The following is a 19,045-nucleotide window of genomic DNA, read 5'->3' as shown; positions in this document are numbered from 1 at the left end:
AGGGTAGAAAAGATGGCCGCGCAGACCTTGGGTGCTTTCCTTTTGTGGCTGATCATTGCCGCGATCGTGGTGGTGATCGCCGTCTACATACTGCGATGGCTTTATCGCCGGTCGACCAAAGAGACGGCGTTCGTGCGCACCGGCTTCATGGGCGAGAAGGTGGTGGTAAACGGCGGCGCTTTCGTCATTCCGGTGCTGCACGAGATCACGCCGGTCAACATGAACGTCCTGCGCATCGAAGTGCGCCGCGAGGATGCCTTTGCGCTGATCACCAAGAACCGCATGCGCGTTGATCTGGTCGCAGAGTTCTTCGTCCGTGTCGGCGCCGGCCGCGAGCTGGTCGCAGCCGCCGCCCAGACGCTCGGCCGCCGCACGCTGCAGCCCGACAGCCTGCGCGAATTGCTGGAGGGCAAATTCGCCGGTGCCATGCGCACCGTTGCCGCCCAGATGACGCTGGAAGAGATGCACGAGCTGCGCGGCGACTATGCGGCCAGGGTCCGGCAGCTTGCCTCGGAATCGCTCGCCGCCAACGGGCTGGAGCTGGAGAGCGTCGCCATCGTCGACCTCGACCAGACCAGCCTCGAATATTTCGATCCGTCCAATGCCTTCGACGCCGAAGGCCTCACCCAACTGACGGAATCGATCGAGACGCGCCGCAGGATGCGCAACGAGATCGAGCAGCGCACGCTGGTCGACATCCGCAACCAGAACCTCGACACCCAGCGCAAGGTGCTGGAGATCGACCGCGACACCGAATACGCCCGCCTCGAGCAGGAGCGCGAGGTCGAGATACGTCGCGCCTCGCAGCGCTCCGAACTCGCCAGGGAGCGGGCGATCCGCGACCAGGAGGCCGAGCAGGCGCAACTGTCGGCGCGCGAGGCCGTCGAGAAATCGCGCCTCAACCAGGAGCGCAACATTACCGAGGAGCGCATCAAGAGCGAGGAAGACACGCAGCGCCGCGAGATTGCGCGCCGCCGCGCCCTCGATGAGACGGAAATGAAAATGCGCGAACTGACCGAGCGCGAGCAGATCGCGCTAGAGCTCGCCCTGGAAAAGGCCAGGATCGAACGCGAAGGCACGCAGAGCGAGCTCGAGATCGAGCGCAGGAAAGCCCTCGAAATCGCCGAGCTCGAACGCCAGATCGCGCTGGCGGAAAAGGCATTGGAGGTTACCAGGGCCGAGGCGGAAAAGCGCCGCGCCGAAATTGTCGAGAACCAGGCGACCGAAACAGCGCGGATCGGGCAGGAGCGTGCCATCGACGAGGTCAGGATTGCACGCGAGCGTCACCTCGAGGCGCTGCAGATCGCCAAGCGCCAGGCTTTCGAGGAAGCCGAAATATCGGCCGGCGAAGAGGTCGAGCGCGCTCGCATCACCACCGAGCGCGGCATCGAGGAGGCGCGGCTGATCAAGGACCGCGACATCCGCCAGCTCGGCGTCGAGCGCGACCAGAAGATCGAGATAGCCGAAATCCAGAAGGCCATCGACATCGCCAAAAAGACGCAGGAGCGTTCCTCCGCTATCGCGGCATCCGAGGCGGTGCGCGCCAAGGCCATCCAGGCTGAGGAGCAGGCCTTCACGGCGCGCGAGCGCGAGATCGCCGAGCGCCGCAAGCTGACCGACTTGATCGGTGCGGCTCGCGAGGCCGAGCGCGAGGCCTTGCGCATAACCGCGGCCGCAGATGCCGAGATGAAGGCGGCCAAGAGCCTGGCCGAAGCGCAGAAGATCGCCGCTGTTGCCGCGGCCGAGGCGGAGAAGATCCACGCCCTTGCGGCGGCCCAGCGCTACGAGGTTGATGCCGCCGGCCATCGTCAGCTCAACGAGGCCGACAATCTGCTCTCCAACGAGGCTCGTGCCGGTCGCCTGCGCGGCAAGTTGCTCGACCACATGGAAGGCATCATCCGCGAAAGCGTCAAGCCGATGGAGAAAATCGACGGCATCAAGATCCTGCACGTCGACGGCATCAATGGCGGGCAGGGCGGCAACCGCAACGTCACCGACGAGGTGATCGATTCGGCGCTGCGCTACCGGGTCCAGGCGCCGATGATCGATAATCTGATGAAGGAGATCGGCATCGAGGGCGGCTCGCTCGGCCGCATGACCGACGTGCTGCGCGATGCCAAGGACATATCGAGCCTGACCCGCGACAAGAAAGGCAAAGGCAAGGTCAGCAAGGACGACGATGACGACCGCGACCGCTGACCAGGTCCGGTGGGCGGTGTGCTGTGCGAATGAGTGGCGATGCCTCGGCACCGGCCGCTCGTTCGATGCGGGCGGTGGGGCATGACCAAGGTCTATGTGTCCTCGGTCATCCCTGCGCCGGCTGCGGAAGTCTGGAAGCTCGTGCGCAACTTCAACGGCCTTCCCGCCTGGGCGCCATTCGTTGCGGAGAGCCGCGTCGAACAGAACGCACCGGCCGACCAGATCGGCTGCATCCGCAACTTTGTGCTCAGGGATGGCGGGCGGATTCGCGAAAAATTGCTGGCACTGTCCGACTACGATCTGTCGTGCAGTTACGCTATCCTGGAAAGCCCGATGGCGGTGGAGAATTATATCGCCACGCTGTCGCTGACGCCGATCACCGACGGCAATCTCACTCTGGCCGAATGGGAGGCGGAGTTCGACTGTGCGCCTGAGCGCGAAGCAGCACTTATGCATCAGATCGGCACCGGCGTCTTCCAGGCGGCGTTGAGCGCACTCAAGCAGCGCTTCGGGCGCTGACATTCCCGCGATGGTTCAAGTCCGCCAGAGCACCATCATCGATGCGCCGATCGATGATGTCTGGTCGATTCTGCGCGATTTCAACGGCCATGAACGCTGGCACCCGGCGATCTCGTTCAGCGAAATCGAAGGTGGCGACCCGGTCGACGCGGTCGGTTCGGTTCGTCGTTTCCGCCTGGCCGATGGCGGCGAGTTGCGCGAACAGCTGCTGGCGCTGTCCGACAAGGACTTTCGGCTCGCCTATTGCCTGCTCGAAGCGCCGCTGCCGCTGATGGGTTATGTCGCATCGATCCAGCTGAAGCCGGTGACCGACGGCAACGCGACCTTCTGGGAATGGCGTTCCGAATTCCATCCACCTACGCACCGCCGCGACGAACTGGTCAAGCTCGTCTCCGAAGGCATTTATCAGGCCGGCTTCGCGGCGATCCGTAGCCTTTTGCGAGGAAGGGTTCTGACTGCCAAGGCAAGAGCGCCGACGCCGGCACCTCCGTCAGCCCCGCCGCTGATCCCTTCGCCGGTCTCTTCCGCAACAACATCGTTCGGCCAGTCAGCAACAACCAGGGCTATTGTGGTCGAGCGCTATGGCGGTCCGGAGGTGCTGCAACTCAAGGAGATCGGCTTGCCGCCGCCGGCGCCGAACGAGGTGCGGATCCGCCATACTGTGATCGGCGTCAACTTCATCGATGTCTATTGCCGCACCGGCTATTTCGACCTTTTGCAACCACCGGGCGTGCCTGGCATGGAGGCGGCCGGCGTCGTCGAAGCGGTCGGTTCGGAGATTGCCGGTTTCTCGGTCGGCGACCGCATCGCCTATGCCTGCCCGCCGGTCGGCGCTTATACCGAGCGGCGCAACATGGTGCCCGATCTGCTGGTTCGCCTGTCCGACGATATTCCCGACGAGATTGCGGCCGCGGGGCTGCTCAAGGGCATCAGTGCGAGTTTTTTGCTGCATGATATCCATGCGGTGCAGCCGGGCTCCGTCGTTCTCGTCCATGCCGGCGCCGGCGGCATCGGCCAGCTTCTGGTGCAATGGGCACGCCATCTCGGCGCAACGGTCATTGCAACGGTGTCGAGCGACGACAAGGCGCGCATCGTCGAACGCCTCGGTGCCCATCATGTCATCGTCTACTCGCGTGAGAATTTCACTGAGGCCGTCATGCGGCTGACGGGAGGCGTCGGCGCCGATGTGGTCTACGATGCGGTCGGCCAGGATACGTTCGGCGGCTCGCTGGCGGCGCTCCGCATTCGCGGTCACCTCGTCAGTTTCGGTCAGGCGTCAGGGCCGATCGGCAATTGGGACATCGGCCGCTTTGCATCGAAGTCGATCACCGTATCGCGTCCCAACTATGCGCATTACACCGACACGCCGGAAAAACTAGCCCCGCACGTCGAGCGTTTCTTTGCCGCGCTGCGACAGGGCGTCGTCAGGATCGAAGCGCCCAAGCGCTATAACCTATCCGACGCCGGCGAGGCTCACCGCGACCTTGAGGCCAGGCGGACAACAGGCGCATTGGTGCTGGTGCCGTAGCCGACACTCGGTCGAAAACAGATGTTGACAATGTCATCTGTTGTTGCGAAGGCGTTCAGCCTCGAATTTGACGGCCGGGTGGGACAATGGACGACCTTGGAGCACAGGAACAAGCGGTTCTCGACCTCATTGCGGCGAACCCATTCGCCGGCCAGCAGGACATAGCAACGGCGCTCGGCATCGCCCGCTCGACGGTCGCGGCCCACATCGTGCAACTCGTCAACAAGGGCTATATTCTCGGCCGTGGTTACGTCTTGCCGACGTCCAAGCGCATGGTCTGCGTCGGCGGCGCGGTGCTCGACCGCAAATACCACGCCAAGAAGGATCTGATTTTCGAGACGTCGAACCCGGTCGACGGCTATCGCAGCTTCGGCGGGGTCGCCCGCAACGTCGCCGAAAACCTTGCCCGCCTCGGCGTCGACATAAGCTTCGTCTCGATCGTCGGCGACGATGAAACCGGCCGCTCGCTGGTGCGGCACCTGCGCGATCTTGGCGCTGATGTCAGCCAGGTCATCACCACCACGGAACGGCCGACGGCCGAATATGCGGCGATCCTCGACCGCAACAATGATCTCGTGCTCGGCATTGCCGACATGGAGATCTTCGATCTGTTTTCGTCGTCCTATCTCGACCGCTTCTGGCCGCATCTGGCTTCGGCGACATGGGTGTTCATCGACTGCAATCTGCCGGCTTCGACCATCGCAGCACTGATCTCGCGCAAGCAGGGCGCGCGCTTCAAGCTCGCCGTCGACACGGTCTCGTCGCCGAAATCAGCGCGGCCGCCGAAGGACCTGACCGGCATCGACCTTCTTTTCACCAACCATGACGAGGCCAATACGATGCTCGGCATAACGGATGCCGACAAGCGGCTGACGCCGGAGGAAGCAGCAGCAGCGCTGCGCGCGGCCGGCGCCAGCGCGGTGATCGTAACCGCAGGCGCGCATGGATTTGCCGTTGCGACTGAGAGCGGTGTGACGACCATGCACTCCGTCCCGGCCCAGCCCGTCGACATCACCGGCGCCGGTGACGCGATGATCGCCGGCACTCTGTACAAGGTGCTTTCGGGTGATCCGGTCGCTCATGCCGCGCGCACCGGCGCGCTGCTCGCCACGCTGACCACCGAGAGCGAATCGAGCGTCCACCCCGATCTGTCGCCGCGCTTCCTTGCCGCCGGCACGTACCGCATTCCTGCCTGAAAGCGAGATGATATGAAACCTTCCCTTGTCCACTTGAACGATGAAGTCGCTGCTGCGCTTGATGAAGGCCGCGCGGTGGTGGCGCTGGAATCGACGATCATCACCCACGGCATGCCCTATCCGGCCAATCTGGAGACTGCTCGTGGTGTCGAGACCGTGGTGCGTGAAAACGGCGCTGTGCCCGCCACGATCGCGGTGGTCGCCGGCAAGATCAAGGTTGGCCTCGACGACCGTGAACTGGAAGAGCTGGCAGCGGCAAAGGGCGTGGTCAAGGCTTCCGGGCGCGATCTCGCCGCCATCATGGTGCACGGCGGCTCGGCCGGAACCACCGTCTCGGCGACGATGCGGATCGCGGCACTCGCCGGCATCGGCATTTTTGCGACCGGCGGCGTCGGCGGCGTGCATCGCGGCGCCGAAGCGACTTTCGACATCTCGGCCGACCTGACCGAACTCGGCCAAACCGGCACGACTGTCGTCTGCGCCGGAGTCAAGTCGATCCTCGATATTGCGAAGACGCTGGAATATCTGGAAACCCAGCGTGTGCCGGTGATCGCCTATGGGAGTGATGATTTTCCGGCTTTCTACACCCGCTCCAGCGGGCTCAAGGCCGATCATCGCCTCGATACCCCCGACGAGATCGCGCGAGCCATGCTGCTGCATGACGAGATGGAATCCGGCACCGGCATTCTCGTCGCCAACCCTATCCCCGAAGCGGACGCGCTCGATCCGGCATTCATCGACGGCACGATCGCAGCGGCGGTAGCCGAAGCGGAGCAGCGCGGCATCGGGCGCAAGGAACTGACGCCGTTTCTGCTCGCCCGCATCAACGAGCTTTCGCAAGGCCGCAGCCTGAAGGCCAACATCGCGCTGGTCCGCAACAACGCCGCGCTCGCCGCCCGCATCGCGGTGGTGCATGCGAAATTGAAGGGCGTGACCAGATAGAGGCAGCACCCGGCCAGCGCTACCGGCCTTCGATTTCAGCCCGTCGCAAGGTCGAAGATGCGCCCGGCATTGAGGATGTTGTTCGGGTCGAAGGCTGCTTTCAGGCGCCGCATGGCCGCAATCTCTGCATCGCTGCGCACCAGATGCAGCCACTCCTTCTTGTCAAGGCCAATGCCATGTTCGGCCGAAACGCCGCCGCCGGCGGCGGCCACACCGCGGTAGACGGTGCCGTATGCGGCTGCCGGATCCACCGTGCGGATCTGGTAATGCAGATTGCCATCGCCGAGATGGCCGAAGACGTAGATGTCGGCGCCGGGGTCGACGGCCTTGATGGCTGCTTCTGTTTCGTCCAGGAAAGTCGCCATTCTCGCCAGTGGGATGCTGATATCGACGCCAATCAGGCCTGCCATCGAAAACAGGAAACGGTTGGCCTCCTCCCGCACCGCCCAGAGCGCCCGGAATTCGCGCGGCGATTGCGAGACGACCACGTCGTCGATCACGCCCTCCTCGACCGCCTGCATCAGCGTCGCGGCAAAGCGTTCGCCGTCGCGGTCGGGCTCGCTGCCCTGTATCTCGGCAAGCACATAGACGGGCGAGCCCGCGGGCAGCGGCGCCGGCGCGTCCATGCCGGCGATCATGGCGCCATAGAGCGGGGCGAAATTCACCTCATAGGCCGAGAGCGAGGGCCCGAGTTTCTGCCTGAGCAGCGCCAGCAGCGCGATTGCAGCGTCGAGCGAAGCAAGCGCGCAGAAGGCGTTGATCTCGGTGGCCGGCTTCGGGTGCAGCCGCAGGCATGCGCGGGTGACCACGCCGAGCGTGCCCTCACTGCCGATGAACAATTGGCTGAGGTCATAGCCGGAATTGTCCTTCGCCAAACCCTTGAGCGAGGTCAGGATGCCGCCGTCGGCAAGCACCGCTTCCAGGCCAAGCACCTGCGCCCGGTACATGCCGTAGCGCAGCACGCGGATGCCGCCGGCATTGGTGGCGACATTACCGCCGACGGTCGCCGCGCCGCGCGCTCCGATGTCGACGCCGAACAGTAAGCCGGCCGCATCGGCGGCTTCCTGCACCGTTTGCAGCGGCGCGCCGGCCTCGGCGATGATGGTTGCCGCTTCACGGTCGAGGGCTTCAACGGAAGTCATACACTCCAGCGACAGCACCGCTTCGCCGGGTTGGACGCGAGCGCCGCCGGCGAGCCCGGTCCGGCCACCCTGGATGACAAGCCTCTGTCCGGCCTCGTTGCACAGGCGAAGTATGTCCGACACCTCGCCGGCCCTACGTGGACGCAGCACGAACTCCGGCGATACGCCGGCTTTGCCGTCGGGGTCTTCCCTGTAACGCGGCCCGGCCTCATCGGCCGAAACGATCGCCGACCGGTCCAGCCGCTTCTCCAGCCGCGACAGGAGTTCGCCGGTCAGTGGGGACAGAGCGCTCACGGATGGTGTCGTCATGCGCCGCTCCTGTAACAGGCAGGACGATAGACACGGACTGCTGTTTGTCAAACCCACGCGGGACTGCCAGTCGTGGCCGGCCTTCAGCCTCGACCCTTCAAAAACTCGATCACCATTGCCGCGGTCCAGGTGAAACGGTTACCGCCGAGCGGCTCGCCGCTGAGGGGATCGTAATATTCGGCAAAGCCGCTCTCGGCGATCAGGTCGAGACTGGACTGGGTGATCCGTTGTGCGATTTGGCTGTGGCCGGCGGCGGCAAGGCCATTAGCGATCATGTAGTTGACCACCAGCCAGACCGGGCCGCGCCAGTAGCGCTTGGCGTCGAAGCGCGCATCGCCAGGATCGTGCGAGGGGACGATGTAACGCGCTTTGCCGGCGATGCGCTCGATCGTTGCGGCGATGGCCGCTGCCCGGCTTTCCGGAATAGCCGAAAACACCGGCAGAATGCCGCCGACCGACGCGCTGTCAACGTGCTTTCCGGCCACTCGGTCGAAACAAATGTACTGGCTATGTGTGTCGCTCCACAGCCGTTCCATCGTCGAAAGCCCGTTTTCGGCACGGGCGCGGTTGGCTTTTGCGATTTCGGTTTCGCCAAGTGCCTCGGCGAGATCGGCAAGATCGGCGGCGGAACGGATCAGAATGGCATTGAAGCCGGGATCGACGACCTGGAACGGCGAGGCATCGTGCAGCCTGGCATTATCCCAGCCAAGCCCGCGGAAATGCTGCAGCAGCCAGATATAGCGGTCATACTGTGCCTTGGTTGGACGATGCGCCGGATCGGCGTGCAGGATGTCGCGGCGGGTGTAGGGCTCGACGCCTTCGGTCGGCACGTGCTCAAACGCCTCGTCCCAGTCGATCGAGTTGTCGCGACCGGACTCCCATGGGTGGATTATGGCGACCAGCCCTTCGCCGTTCGGGTCGCGGTTTTCGTAGAACCAGCGGTGCCAGGCATCGATTTTCGGCAGCAACACCCGGGCACGCTCGGCCGCCAGCGTCTTGTCCTTGGCCTGGTCAAACAAGCGGCGCACGGCAAAGCCGGCGACCGCCGGCTGGGTGATGCCCGAGGTGGCGGTCGGGCGGTCCGTCCGCCAGACCTCCGGTCCCGGGAAATAGCCGTCGCTCCAGACATGGAAGACGATGTGCGGTACCATGCCGTCCGGCCACTGGTGGGCGAACAGCGTGTCGATCTCGGTCCAGGCTCGAGCCTCATCGTAGTGGGCAAGACCGAGCGCGGTCAGGCAGGAATCCCAGTTCCACTGGAACGGGTAGAGGCCCTTGGTCGGTATGGTGTAGGTGCCTTGGTCGTTTTCCCTGAGCACCTCTACGGCGCGGGCGATGGTTTCGTCGACAGCAAGAGATATCATGGGGCGGTCGTACTTTCAGGATCGAAGGGCGTTTGGATCAAAGCGCGTTGGTGGTTTCGGGGTCGAACCAGCGGATGCGGTCGGGTTTGGGCAAGAGCCGCAGGTGATCGCCGACGGCGACCGTGGCATTCGATTCGAGGATGGCGCGGAACAGGCCGCCCTCGACATCGCAGGTGACCAGCGTGTGCGGTCCGAGCGGCTCGACAACGCGCACGGTGGCGTGCAGCCCTTCGGTGCCGGTGTCGACATCCTCGGGGCGAATGGCGAATTCTATCGTCTGCTTGTCCGATTTGGGGCCGGGCAGCGTCAGCCCGGCGACGGTCCAGCTGCCGTCTGCCGCCTTCGTCGCCAGGATGAAATTCATCGGCGGGTTGCCGATGAAGGAGCCGACGAAGCGTGCGGCCGGATTGCGATAGACCTCTACCGGCGAGGCGGCCTGGACGATATGGCCCTGATGCATGACGGCGATGCGGTCGGCGAGGCTCATCGCCTCGACCTGATCGTGAGTGACATAGATGGTGGTGGTCTTGGACGCGGCGAGCACGCCCTTGAGCTCGGCGCGCATTTCGAGCCGCAGCAGCGCATCGAGGTTCGACAGCGGCTCGTCCATCAGGATCACGTCCGGCTCCATCGCAAGTGCCCGAGCGACTGCCACGCGCTGGCGCTGGCCGCCGGAAAGCTGGCCCGAATAGCGCTTCAAAAGCTGCTCGATGTGCATGAGCTCCGCGGTGCGGTTGACGCGCCCCTCGACCTCCTGCTGCGGCAGCTTCTTCATGCGCAGGCCGAAGGCGATGTTCTCGAACACGGTCAGGTGCGGAAACACGGCGTAATTCTGGAACACCATGGCGATGCCGCGTTCGCGCGGCGGCAGATGGTCGACGCGACGGCCGCCGATCCAGACCTCGCCCTGGCTTGGCGTTTCCAGCCCGGCGACGATCCTCAGCAGCGTGGTCTTGCCGCAACCCGAGGCGCCAAGCAGCACCATGAATTCCTGGTCGGCGATGGTCAGGTCGATCGAATGCAGCGCGGTGAAGCCACCGAAACGTTTTGCGACCTGCTTGATGGCGATCTCAGCCATCGGCGTTCTCTTTTGTGCGCGTCATCGGTTGGCGATCCCCCACATGGCGAACAGATATTTGCGAACGGTGAAGATGAAGATCAGCGCCGGGATGACCAGTGCCGCGCCACCGGCGAATTTGAGGTAGAGCGGCGATTCGCCAAGGCTCTGCAGCAGGAAGGCGGTCAGCGTCCGGTTCTCGATGGTGAGCACGGCGGCGGCAAACACTTCGTTCCAGGAGATGGTGAAGGCAAATACCGCCGACGCCGCGATGCCCGGCAGCGCCAGCGGTAGAATGATTTTTCGGAATGCCTGCAATCTCGTGCAGCCGAGCGTCCAGGCCGCTTCCTCCAGCTCGACTGGAATGCCGGAGAAGAGCGAGAACGTGATCAGCACCGCGAATGGCAGCGCCAGCGTGGTGTGGACCAGCGCCAGCCCGATCGCGGTGTCGTCGAGGCCGGTGCGGATGAACATCACCGCCAGCGGTAGCGCCAGCAGCGGCAGTGGGAAGGCGCGGGTCATCAGCACGAGGAAACGGAACGTTTCCTTGCCCGGGAATTCGAAGCGCGACAGCGCGTAGCCCGCGGGTGCGCCGAAGCCGATCGAGAGGAGCATCGTCAGCGTGGCGACGAGAACGGAGTTCCACAGCGCCCTGGCGACGCCGGCGAAATTGATGAAGAAAGAAAGGCTGCCGAAATCGAATGACGGGAAGAAGCGCTTGGGAAAGGCGGTCACCTCTTCCGGCGACGACAGCGCGTTGACGATCAACAGATAGATCGGCAGCAGCACCCAGATGCAAAGCAGGATGACGGTGGCGACCAGCAACCAGTTGCCGGCTTTGCGGGCCTCAGGCGCGGCGATCGACAGCTCCACCGTGCTCATATCCGCGCCTCCTTCGGCACACGCAGCACCCGCAGGAAGAACAGCGTGAAACCGATCGATATGGCGAGGATGAACAGCGCCATGGCGGCGGCGACATTGCGGTCCTGCAGCGTGAACTGCCAATTGTAGGTCTCGCCCATCAGCACCGGCAGATTGGTGCCGCCGAGTGCTGCAACCACCGCAAAGACCTCAAAGGCAAGGATGACGCGCAGGATGATCGCCGTCTGCAGGCTGGGGCGCAGCAGAGGCAGCGTGATCTTGATGAAGCGCTTCCACGGACTAGCGCCAAAAACCTCCGCCGCCTCGTAATATTCCCGGGGGATGAGCCCCATGCCGGCGACCAGAATGACCATCATGATGGCGGTCGCACGCCAGATCTCGGCCAGCGCCACGGCGATGAAGATCGTCAGCTTGCTCTGGTAGCCGAGGAACATGACCGGCCTGTCGATGACGCCGAGATTGGAGAGCAAGGTGTTGAGGAAGCCGGACTGGTCGAAGATGGCGAGCCAGATCAGCCCAGCGGCGAGATCGGAGATGCCGAGCGGAATAGCGAAGATATAAAGCGCGGCGCTGCGCCCGGCCGCAAGTCGCGACACCATCGTTGCCATCAGCAGCGCCATGACCAGCTGGATGGGCACGACGACGGCGCTGAGAAGCAGCGTGTTGCGAACCGTGACCGGAAATTTCCAGCTGCTGGTCATGGTGCGGAAATTGTCGAGCGTAAAGCCGCCGTCGCGGGTGAACGCCTCGAAGGCGACCAGCGCAAACGGATAGAGGAAGAAGACGCAAAGGAACAGCGTCGCCGGCGTCAGCAGCAGATAGGGCAGGGCCTTGCCGTGCATGGAGCTCTCTCTATTCGAAGCTTCAAAAGGGGTGGGCGCCCGGCGCGCTGGAAATCCGGACGCCCGGGGAGGATTCTTAATCGACGGGACAGGCGCCTTGCGATGGTTTGTCGGGCGCCCAGCACGGCGCTTTCGCCTGGTCGATGATCGCCTTCAGCGCCGTCGCCTGTTCGTCGAGCACGCCGTGCACATCCTCGCCGCCGAGCACGATGCGCTCGAAGCTGTCGGTGTAGATCTGATTGAACTTGCCGCCGAGGCCGCCAAGTCCCATCGGCAGCAGCGCCGGCAGCGCATCCGGGGCTCCGGTCATGGTGGCGATCACTGGGCTGAAGGCCTTCACCGAGGCCGGCATGTCGTCGGGCAGCTTGACGTCGACGATGGGGAAGAAGTTTGTCGCCTTGAGCGTCGCGATCTGGGTTTCCGGTTTCAGCATATAGGCGACCAGTGCCTTGGCCTTGTCCATGTCGGGCGAGGTCTTCGGGATAGCGACGCCGGCGACCACCGGCATGTAGCCGCGGCCTGCCGGGCCGGCCGGCGCCGGGAAGGCGACGAAGTCATCGGGTTTCTGGTTGAAGGCGTCGGCGAGGCGCGCCACGTGATCGAATGCCACCCAGACTTCGCCGGTCAACAGCGGCTCCTGCATGAAGGCATAGTTGGTCGAATTCGGGTTGGTGTATTGCCACAATTCCTTGAACTTGTTCCACGCCGTCTCGGCCTCCGCCGAGCGGAACTTGGTCACCATCGAGCCGGTATACGATGGAAGGAGAAAACCCTCGAAGAAACGGTGCTTCAGCCCTTTCGGGCCGGCCGGAAAACCGAATTTGGGCGAACCGGTCTTTTCAGCGATGTTTTTCGCCCACTCGATCAGTTGGTCATAAGTGATGGTGTTGAGATCGGTGCCGGCCGGCAGATATTGCAGCGCCTGCTTGCTGGCCGCCATCAGAAAGGTGGCCTGCATCCATGGCAGGTACTTCTGCTCGCCGGTGCCGAGCATGCCGAGCTTCTTATAGGTCTCGTTGACCTTGACGCCACCGAGATCGACGCCAGAGAGATCGACAAGGTCCGCGCCGACGGTGGAGAAGTCTCCGTGCAGGCCGCCGAGCACGCCTATGGTGCCGGAGCCGGCCTGCAGTTCGGCCTGAAGGCGGGTGAGCCAAGGCCCGTCCTCGGCGACCTGATAGTCGACCTGGCCATCAAACCCCTTCAGCACCTCGCCGCGCATTTTTTGCGTCTCTTCCACAGGTCGCGCCTGTGTCGACCAGAACAACACCTGCTGGGCTTGCGCTGCACCGGCAGCGAGCGACAGCGCCAGCACGGCGCCGGCCAATATCCGCAAAGCATTCATCGTCATCTTCCTCCCTGGGTTGCGCCGCGAAGCGGGCGTCAGTTCTGTCTTGTGGGTGCCGGGCCATGGCTTGCCCGCGAGACAAGTGTCGGCCGGACCAGCCGCGTCAGTGGCGCGTCCGGCCTGTTGCCGATGACGGTCAGCAGCATCTCGCCGATCTCGCGCGCGCACTGGCGGATCGAGGCGTCGAAAGTGGTTAGCCCCGGCGGCGCATAGGCTGAGGCGGCTATGTTGTCGAAGCCGATCACCGAAAGGTCGCGAGGAATGGCAAGGCCGGCTCGGGCAGCCTCTTCCATCACCGTCAGCGCCAGCTCGTCGAACAGCGCGACAATGGCTGTCGGCCGCTCGGTGGCGTGCAGCAGCCGGTTGATTGCCTGGATGCGGGCACCGCGATCGAACCGCGGTGCCGTCGCCACATCGAGCCTGACCGACGGATCGCCTCGGCGGGCGATCGCGGCAGCGAGCCCATCCTGCCTGAGATGGCGAAACGTCATCGGCTCGGAAATCGTCACCAGGCCGAAATGGCGGTGTCCGAGATCGTAGAGCATGTCGAAGGCCTCGCCGAATGCGTGCGCGCCATCGGTATCGAGCCAATGATAGGCAAAGTCACCGTCGAGCAGCCGGCCATGCGCGACGAACGGAAAATTGCGTTGACGCAGGTAGGCAAGCCGCTCGTCGACCTCGGCGATGCGGGTGACGACGACCCCATCGGCGCGTCCGGATTCGACAACATGGCGAAGCACGGAAAGTTCCGACTGGCCCTGCGCCGCTGCGGCCAGGATCAGGTCGGAGCCGTGCGAAACCAACCCTTCGCCGAGCCCGGTGACGAATTCGCCGAGGAAGGAATCGACCAGATTGGGGCCACGGATCGGCAGCACCATGCCGACAAAACCGCTGCGGCCGGAGACTAGCGTGCGGGCTGCCGTGTTCGGCACATAGCCGGCCTGGCGCGCGGCCTCGGTGACACGTTGGCGCGTTTTCAATGCGATCTGCTCGTGGCCGGCAAGGGCGCGCGAAACGGTGGTGATCGACAGGCCGAGCTGTGCGGCTAGTTCCTTGAGGGTGGTAACGCGGCCCGGCATCGTTCCTCTCGAACGAAGTTTGAAACGTTTGTAATCAGTCCAAGCGAAATTGCAAACGTTTTAAATGCTAGCGATCGGTGTTGCTTCTTGCCCGTTGGTTCGCGCGGCCCTGTTCGGCCCCGGGCCGGCAAGCTTCCGGACGGAGATTTAAACGCAGCGGTTGCTTGACTCGGACGGCGCCTTGTGAAAAATTTTACAGCAACTGATAAAAATATCAAAGGGCGGAAATGGTTGGTTTTGGCAACGGCCTGCTGCGCGACGATGAGACCGGGATGGCAGCCCGCGCTGCCTGGCTTCACTATGCCGGCGGCCTGACCCAGTCGGAAGTCGCCAAGCGGCTCGGCCTGACCAGCCTCAAGGCGCACCGCCTCATCACCAAGGCCAATCAGGAGGGCCTGGTCAAAGTCTATATCGATGGCGAAGTCTCAGAATGCGTGGAACTCGAGGACGAGTTATCCGGCCGTTACGGCCTCGACTATTGCGAGGTGGTCCCGGACTTCGATGCCGAAGACCTGCCGCTCAAGGCGCTCGGCATTGCCGGCGCGCAGTTTCTCAAGCGCGAGATCGAACGCGGCGAGGAGGCGCTGATAGGCGTCGGCCACGGCCGCACGCTTGCCGCCTGCGTCGAATATCTGCCGCGCATATCGGCCGGCAGGATCCGTTTCGTTTCGCTGCTTGGCGGCCTGACGCGCAAGTTCTCCGCCAATCCGCATGACGTCATCCACCGCGTCGCCGAACGGACCGGCGCGGAGGCCTATGTGATGCCGGTGCCGATGTTCGCCAACACGGTCGAGGATCGAACGGTGCTGCTCGGGCAGAAGGGCGTCAGCGATGTCTTCGACCTCGCCAAGACCGCCGACTTGCTCATTGCCGGCATTGGCACCGCCGAGCGTGAGGCCTCGCTTGTCGCCACCGGCATGATCGAAAAGGGCGAGATGGAGGAGATCCGCCGCAACGGCGGCGTCGGCGAACTGCTCGGCCATTTCTTCGACGATGCCGGAAAGGCCGTCGCGACGACGCTTTCCGACCGGGCGCTGGCACTGGCGCGCGAAGACATCAGCAACCGCAGGATTGTCGCCGTCGCCGGCGGCAAGGTGAAGGTTCGCGCCATCAAGTCAGTGCTGGAGGGCCGCTATCTCAAAGGCCTGATAACCGACGAGCGGACGGCGCGATCGCTCGTGGAACAGACGCCGGTCGGGTAGCCGGCAACCATTTCGTTGAAACTACCCTGTGGAGGAGAAGAGAAATGCATGAGAAAGAGAAAGACCTCATCGACGCGTTCCTGCGTGGACAAGTCGGCCGCCGTGGGCTGATCAAGGGCCTCGGTGCAATGGGCCTTGCCGCCAGCACCGCCGGTACACTGCTCAATTTCGGGCAGACCCGCGCCCTGGCAGCTGATTTCGACTGGCAGGCGCATAAGGGCAAGACCATCAAGCTGCTGCTCAACAAGCATCCGTACGCCGATGCGATGATTGCCAACCTCGACAACTTCAAGAAGCTGACCGGCATGGAAGTCGTCTATGACGTGTTCCCCGAAGACGTCTATTTCGACAAGGTTACCGCCGCGCTGTCGGCCAGCTCGCCCGAATACGATGCCTTCATGACCGGCGCCTACATGACCTGGACCTACGGCCCGGCCGGCTGGATCACCGATCTCAACGAATGGATCAAGGATCCGGCCAAGACCAACCCGAAATATGCCTGGGACGACTTCCTGCCCGGCGTCAAGAATTCTTGCGCCTGGAACGGCCAGCCGGGCGGCGCGCTCGGTTCGGAAGACGCCAAGCAATGGTGCATTCCGTGGGGCTTCGAGCAGAACAACATCACCTACAACAAGGGCATGTTCGACAAGGTCGGCGTCAGCGTTCCCGGCAATATGGATGAAATGGTCGCTACGGCGGCGAAGCTTACCAAGGATGTTGGTGGCGGCGTCTACGGCATCGGCGTGCGCGGCTCGCGCTCCTGGGCAACGATCCACCCGGGCTTCCTGTCGGCTTACGCTAATTTCGACCAGAAGGACCTGAACGTCTCGGCTGACGGCAAGCTGTCGGCCGCGATGAGCACCGCCGAATCCAAGGCTTTCCACAAGCAGTGGGTGCAGATGATCCAGGAGAGCGGCCCTAAGGACTGGTCGACCTACACCTGGTATCAGGTCGGCACCGATCTCGGTGCAGGTGCGTCGGCGATGATTTTCGACGCCGATATCCTCGGCTATTTCATGAATGGCGGCGACAACAAGATGGCCGGCAAGCTCGCCTTTTCCGCGTTCAAGGCCAACCCGGCCGCCAAGGCGCCGACGCCCAATATCTGGATCTGGTCGCTGTCGATGTCCAACTTCTCGAAGGACAAGGACGCCACTTGGTACTTCATGCAATGGGCATCCGGACCCGAGCATGCATTGTTCGGTGCGACCAAGATGGACTTCGTCAATCCGGTTCGTCAGTCGGTCTGGAACGACGAGATGTTCCGCGAGAAGCTGAACAAGAGCTATCCGGGCTACGTCGAGATGTTCGACGTCTCGGCGCCGGGCGCCAGCATCAAGTTCACACCGCAGCCGCTGTTCTTCGATCTCACCACCGAATGGGCGGCGACGCTGCAGAAGATGGTGGCCAAGGAAGTGCCGGTCGACGAAGGCCTCGACAAGTTGGCCGAGAGCATCAACAGCCAGCTCAAGGAAGCCGGGCTCGGCTAAAGCCGCGGCCAAGGCTGGCCCGTCCGCGGGTCAGCCTTTGAGATGTGATACGTTTGCGACGCGGTGCCGAGCGGTACCGCCTGCTCGCCCGACCGGCCGCCTTGCTCCCTTGGGCGGCCGGGACGGCGAAGCAACAGAATGACGGAGCAGCAGATGACTGCGGCGACAATACAAAGAAACAGGCCGTCGGGCTTCAGGATCAGCAAGCGGGTGCTGCCCTATCTCCTTAGCTTGCCGGCCTTGCTGGTCTGCATCGGCATCCTGATCCCGTTCTTCACATCGGTGGTCTATTCTTTCCAGCGCTACCGATTGAGCCAGCCTTGGGCGCGGCAATTCAACTGGGGCGACAACTATATCTCGTTCTTCACCGACCCGAAGTTCTGGAACACGCTGCAGGTGTCGCTGCTCTACGCCGGCATCACCGTCGTGCTCGAGTTGCTTCTCGGTCTCGGCATCGCCATGCTGCTGCAAAAGCGCTCGACGCTGAACAACTTCATCTCGATCATGCTGTTGATGCCGCTGATGACGGCGCCAGCGCTCGCCGCGCTGATGTGGAAGCTGATGACCAATCCCGGCTTTGGCGTGCTCAGCTATCTCGCCAGCCTGATCGGGCTGCAGGATTTCCGCTGGGCCTCGTCGCCCTCGACGGCACTGCTCACCGTCGTGCTTGTCGACATCTGGGTCTACACGCCCTTCATCATGATCCTGCTGCTTGCCGGTCTGCGCAGCCTGCCGACGCAGCCCTTCGAGGCGGCAGCACTTGACGGCGTGCCGCGCAGCTTCGTGTTCTTCCGCATCACCCTGCCGATGCTAACCCCCTATATCCTGACGGCGACATTGTTCCGCCTGCTCGATTCCATCCAGCAGTTCGACATCATCTACGCCATGACCCAGGGTGGTCCGGGCGACACGCTGACCGTGTTCCAGGTCGAGGCCTATCTCAACTTCTTCCAGTCGACCAATGTCGGCCGCTCGGCGGCGCTGATGATCATCCTGTGGGCGATCACCTATTTCCTCTCGAACATCTTCATCAAGAACTGGCTGCGGCTGCGCGAACGCGCCCGCGGCCAGGCATAGGAGGCTGGCATGGAACATACCTCCCTTCTCGAACGCATCCTGCGCGGCATAGCCCTGGCGCTGGTCGTGATCTTCTTCATGTTCCCGATCGTCTGGATCCTGATGATGTCATTCCAGACCAACGAGACAATCCTGCGGATTCCGCCACAGCTTGTCTTCGAGCCGACGCTCGCCAACTACACCGCCTTGATCACCGGCAAGCTGATGACGGCGGCCGGCACGCTCGACATCGCCTTCATGCGCAATCTCTGGAATTCCGTCTTCCTGTCGGTCACCTCGGTTGCCGTCGCGTTGCTGCTCGGCGTGCCGGCCGCCTATGCGTTTGCGCGGCATAAGTTTCGCGGCTCGGAGGACATTGCCTTCACGCTGCTGTCGTTCCGTTTCGCGCCGGCGCTGCTGGTGCTTTTGCCGCTCACCCTCTATTTCCAGAAGCTCGGGCTGGCCAATACCTATATCGGGCTGATCTGGGTCTACCAGCTGATCTGCCTGCCGCTGATCCTGTGGATCGTGCGCGGCTATTTCGAGGATATACCGGCCGACATCGAATACGCCTACCGCATTGCCGGACATTCCTGGTTTGCTACCTTCCGCAAGATCGCGCTGCCGCTCGCCGGCCCAGGCATTGCCGCTGCCGGCCTGCTCGCCTTTATCTTTGCCTGGAACAATTTCGTTTTTGCGCTGGTGCTCGCCTCGGCCGACAAGCAGCCGGTGACGGTCGGCGCGCTCGCCTTCATCACGTCCTCCGGCATCCAGTATGGCCAGATTTCGGCGGCGATCGTGCTGTCGATCACGCCGACCCTGGCGCTCGCTCTCTATGCGCAACGCTATCTGGTCGAAGGCCTGTCGCTTGGCGCGGTGAAAGGATAGTC

The 19,045-nt window shown here is 63.4% G+C and carries 16 protein-coding genes; 9 read left to right on the top strand and 7 right to left on the bottom strand.

All coding sequences use genetic code 11. The features are described from left to right. Positions 1–12: 12 nt before the first annotated feature. From NKI50_RS06310 to NKI50_RS06290, 5 genes are all read left to right on the top strand, one after another. On the top strand, positions 13–2,199 hold the full coding sequence (locus tag NKI50_RS06310) for a flotillin family protein (protein ID WP_031193323.1): 2,187 nt from the start codon (positions 13–15) through the stop codon (positions 2,197–2,199). An 81-nt stretch (positions 2,200–2,280) separates the two neighbouring features. Next, complete coding sequence (locus NKI50_RS06305; RefSeq protein WP_023716711.1) at positions 2,281–2,718, top strand: SRPBCC family protein; 438 nt, start codon at positions 2,281–2,283, stop codon at positions 2,716–2,718. A 10-nt stretch (positions 2,719–2,728) separates the two neighbouring features. After that, the gene (locus NKI50_RS06300; protein WP_023716712.1) at positions 2,729–4,246 is read left to right on the top strand and encodes a zinc-binding dehydrogenase; all 1,518 of its coding nucleotides are present in this window, start codon (positions 2,729–2,731) and stop codon (positions 4,244–4,246) included. A gap of 86 nt (positions 4,247–4,332) precedes the next feature. Beyond that, positions 4,333–5,442 (top strand): carbohydrate kinase, encoded by a 1,110-nt coding sequence (locus NKI50_RS06295; protein ID WP_023716713.1) that lies wholly within the window; start codon positions 4,333–4,335, stop codon positions 5,440–5,442. A gap of 12 nt (positions 5,443–5,454) precedes the next feature. Next, positions 5,455–6,384 carry a pseudouridine-5'-phosphate glycosidase gene (locus tag NKI50_RS06290; RefSeq protein WP_023716714.1) on the top strand — a complete coding sequence of 310 codons (930 nt, stop codon included), beginning with the start codon at positions 5,455–5,457 and terminating at the stop codon, positions 6,382–6,384. Between the two features lie 35 nt (positions 6,385–6,419). On the opposite strand, the gene NKI50_RS06285 is transcribed toward NKI50_RS06290, so the two are convergent. From NKI50_RS06285 to NKI50_RS06255, 7 genes are all read right to left on the bottom strand, one after another. Then, complete coding sequence (locus NKI50_RS06285; protein WP_352715813.1) at positions 6,420–7,835, bottom strand: FAD-binding oxidoreductase; 1,416 nt, start codon at positions 7,833–7,835, stop codon at positions 6,420–6,422. A gap of 83 nt (positions 7,836–7,918) precedes the next feature. Further along, on the bottom strand, positions 7,919–9,199 hold the full coding sequence (locus NKI50_RS06280; protein ID WP_023716716.1) for an amylo-alpha-1,6-glucosidase: 1,281 nt from the start codon (positions 9,197–9,199) through the stop codon (positions 7,919–7,921). Positions 9,200–9,236: 37 nt separating this feature from the next. After that, positions 9,237–10,277 (bottom strand): ABC transporter ATP-binding protein, encoded by a 1,041-nt coding sequence (locus NKI50_RS06275; protein WP_023716717.1) that lies wholly within the window; start codon positions 10,275–10,277, stop codon positions 9,237–9,239. A gap of 21 nt (positions 10,278–10,298) precedes the next feature. After that, on the bottom strand, positions 10,299–11,138 hold the full coding sequence (locus tag NKI50_RS06270) for a carbohydrate ABC transporter permease (RefSeq protein WP_023716718.1): 840 nt from the start codon (positions 11,136–11,138) through the stop codon (positions 10,299–10,301). Further along, entirely contained in the window at positions 11,135–11,980 is an 846-nt protein-coding gene (locus tag NKI50_RS06265) for a carbohydrate ABC transporter permease (RefSeq protein ID WP_023716719.1), read from the bottom strand. Before NKI50_RS06265 ends, NKI50_RS06270 begins: the two co-directional genes overlap by 4 nt. A gap of 76 nt (positions 11,981–12,056) precedes the next feature. Next, entirely contained in the window at positions 12,057–13,325 is a 1,269-nt protein-coding gene (locus NKI50_RS06260; RefSeq protein WP_031193325.1) for an ABC transporter substrate-binding protein, read from the bottom strand. Between the two features lie 38 nt (positions 13,326–13,363). After that, on the bottom strand, positions 13,364–14,407 hold the full coding sequence (locus NKI50_RS06255) for a LacI family DNA-binding transcriptional regulator (protein ID WP_023716721.1): 1,044 nt from the start codon (positions 14,405–14,407) through the stop codon (positions 13,364–13,366). Positions 14,408–14,634: 227 nt separating this feature from the next. Here NKI50_RS06255 and NKI50_RS06250 point away from each other — a divergent pair, with 227 nt between their 5' ends. The 4 genes from NKI50_RS06250 to NKI50_RS06235 all read left to right on the top strand — a co-directional run bounded on the left by NKI50_RS06250 (position 14,635) and on the right by NKI50_RS06235 (position 19,043). Beyond that, entirely contained in the window at positions 14,635–15,609 is a 975-nt protein-coding gene (locus NKI50_RS06250; RefSeq protein ID WP_023716722.1) for a sugar-binding transcriptional regulator, read from the top strand. 44 nt (positions 15,610–15,653) lie between these two features. Continuing rightward, a complete protein-coding gene (locus NKI50_RS06245; protein WP_023716723.1) occupies positions 15,654–17,099 on the top strand; it encodes an ABC transporter substrate-binding protein in 1,446 nt (481 codons plus the stop codon). 153 nt (positions 17,100–17,252) lie between these two features. Next, positions 17,253–18,176: a carbohydrate ABC transporter permease gene (locus NKI50_RS06240; RefSeq protein ID WP_023716724.1), complete on the top strand. Its 924-nt coding sequence runs from the start codon at positions 17,253–17,255 to the stop codon at positions 18,174–18,176. Positions 18,177–18,185: 9 nt separating this feature from the next. Further along, positions 18,186–19,043 (top strand): carbohydrate ABC transporter permease, encoded by an 858-nt coding sequence (locus tag NKI50_RS06235; protein WP_023676025.1) that lies wholly within the window; start codon positions 18,186–18,188, stop codon positions 19,041–19,043. Positions 19,044–19,045 lie beyond the last annotated feature (2 nt).

This window comes from Mesorhizobium sp. M0563 (assembly GCF_040321065.1).
Lineage (GTDB): Bacteria > Pseudomonadota > Alphaproteobacteria > Rhizobiales > Rhizobiaceae > Mesorhizobium.
Note: the sequence above shows the minus strand (reverse complement) of the source record. Positions and strands in the feature narration are given on the sequence as shown.

Excerpts from the sequence above, each read along its gene's own strand:
- NKI50_RS06310 (WP_031193323.1), top strand. The coding sequence starts at position 13 with ATGGCCGCGCAGACCTTGGGTGCTTTCCTTTTGTGGCTGATCATTGCC.
- NKI50_RS06305 (WP_023716711.1), top strand. The coding sequence starts at position 2,281 with ATGACCAAGGTCTATGTGTCCTCGGTCATCCCTGCGCCGGCTGCGGAA.
- NKI50_RS06300 (WP_023716712.1), top strand. The coding sequence starts at position 2,729 with ATGGTTCAAGTCCGCCAGAGCACCATCATCGATGCGCCGATCGATGAT.
- NKI50_RS06295 (WP_023716713.1), top strand. The coding sequence starts at position 4,333 with ATGGACGACCTTGGAGCACAGGAACAAGCGGTTCTCGACCTCATTGCG.
- NKI50_RS06290 (WP_023716714.1), top strand. The coding sequence starts at position 5,455 with ATGAAACCTTCCCTTGTCCACTTGAACGATGAAGTCGCTGCTGCGCTT.
- NKI50_RS06285 (WP_352715813.1), bottom strand. The coding sequence starts at position 7,835 with ATGACGACACCATCCGTGAGCGCTCTGTCCCCACTGACCGGCGAACTC.
- NKI50_RS06280 (WP_023716716.1), bottom strand. The coding sequence starts at position 9,199 with ATGATATCTCTTGCTGTCGACGAAACCATCGCCCGCGCCGTAGAGGTG.
- NKI50_RS06275 (WP_023716717.1), bottom strand. The coding sequence starts at position 10,277 with ATGGCTGAGATCGCCATCAAGCAGGTCGCAAAACGTTTCGGTGGCTTC.
- NKI50_RS06270 (WP_023716718.1), bottom strand. The coding sequence starts at position 11,138 with ATGAGCACGGTGGAGCTGTCGATCGCCGCGCCTGAGGCCCGCAAAGCC.
- NKI50_RS06265 (WP_023716719.1), bottom strand. The coding sequence starts at position 11,980 with ATGCACGGCAAGGCCCTGCCCTATCTGCTGCTGACGCCGGCGACGCTG.
- NKI50_RS06260 (WP_031193325.1), bottom strand. The coding sequence starts at position 13,325 with ATGAATGCTTTGCGGATATTGGCCGGCGCCGTGCTGGCGCTGTCGCTC.
- NKI50_RS06255 (WP_023716721.1), bottom strand. The coding sequence starts at position 14,407 with ATGCCGGGCCGCGTTACCACCCTCAAGGAACTAGCCGCACAGCTCGGC.
- NKI50_RS06250 (WP_023716722.1), top strand. The coding sequence starts at position 14,635 with ATGGTTGGTTTTGGCAACGGCCTGCTGCGCGACGATGAGACCGGGATG.
- NKI50_RS06245 (WP_023716723.1), top strand. The coding sequence starts at position 15,654 with ATGCATGAGAAAGAGAAAGACCTCATCGACGCGTTCCTGCGTGGACAA.
- NKI50_RS06240 (WP_023716724.1), top strand. The coding sequence starts at position 17,253 with ATGACTGCGGCGACAATACAAAGAAACAGGCCGTCGGGCTTCAGGATC.
- NKI50_RS06235 (WP_023676025.1), top strand. The coding sequence starts at position 18,186 with ATGGAACATACCTCCCTTCTCGAACGCATCCTGCGCGGCATAGCCCTG.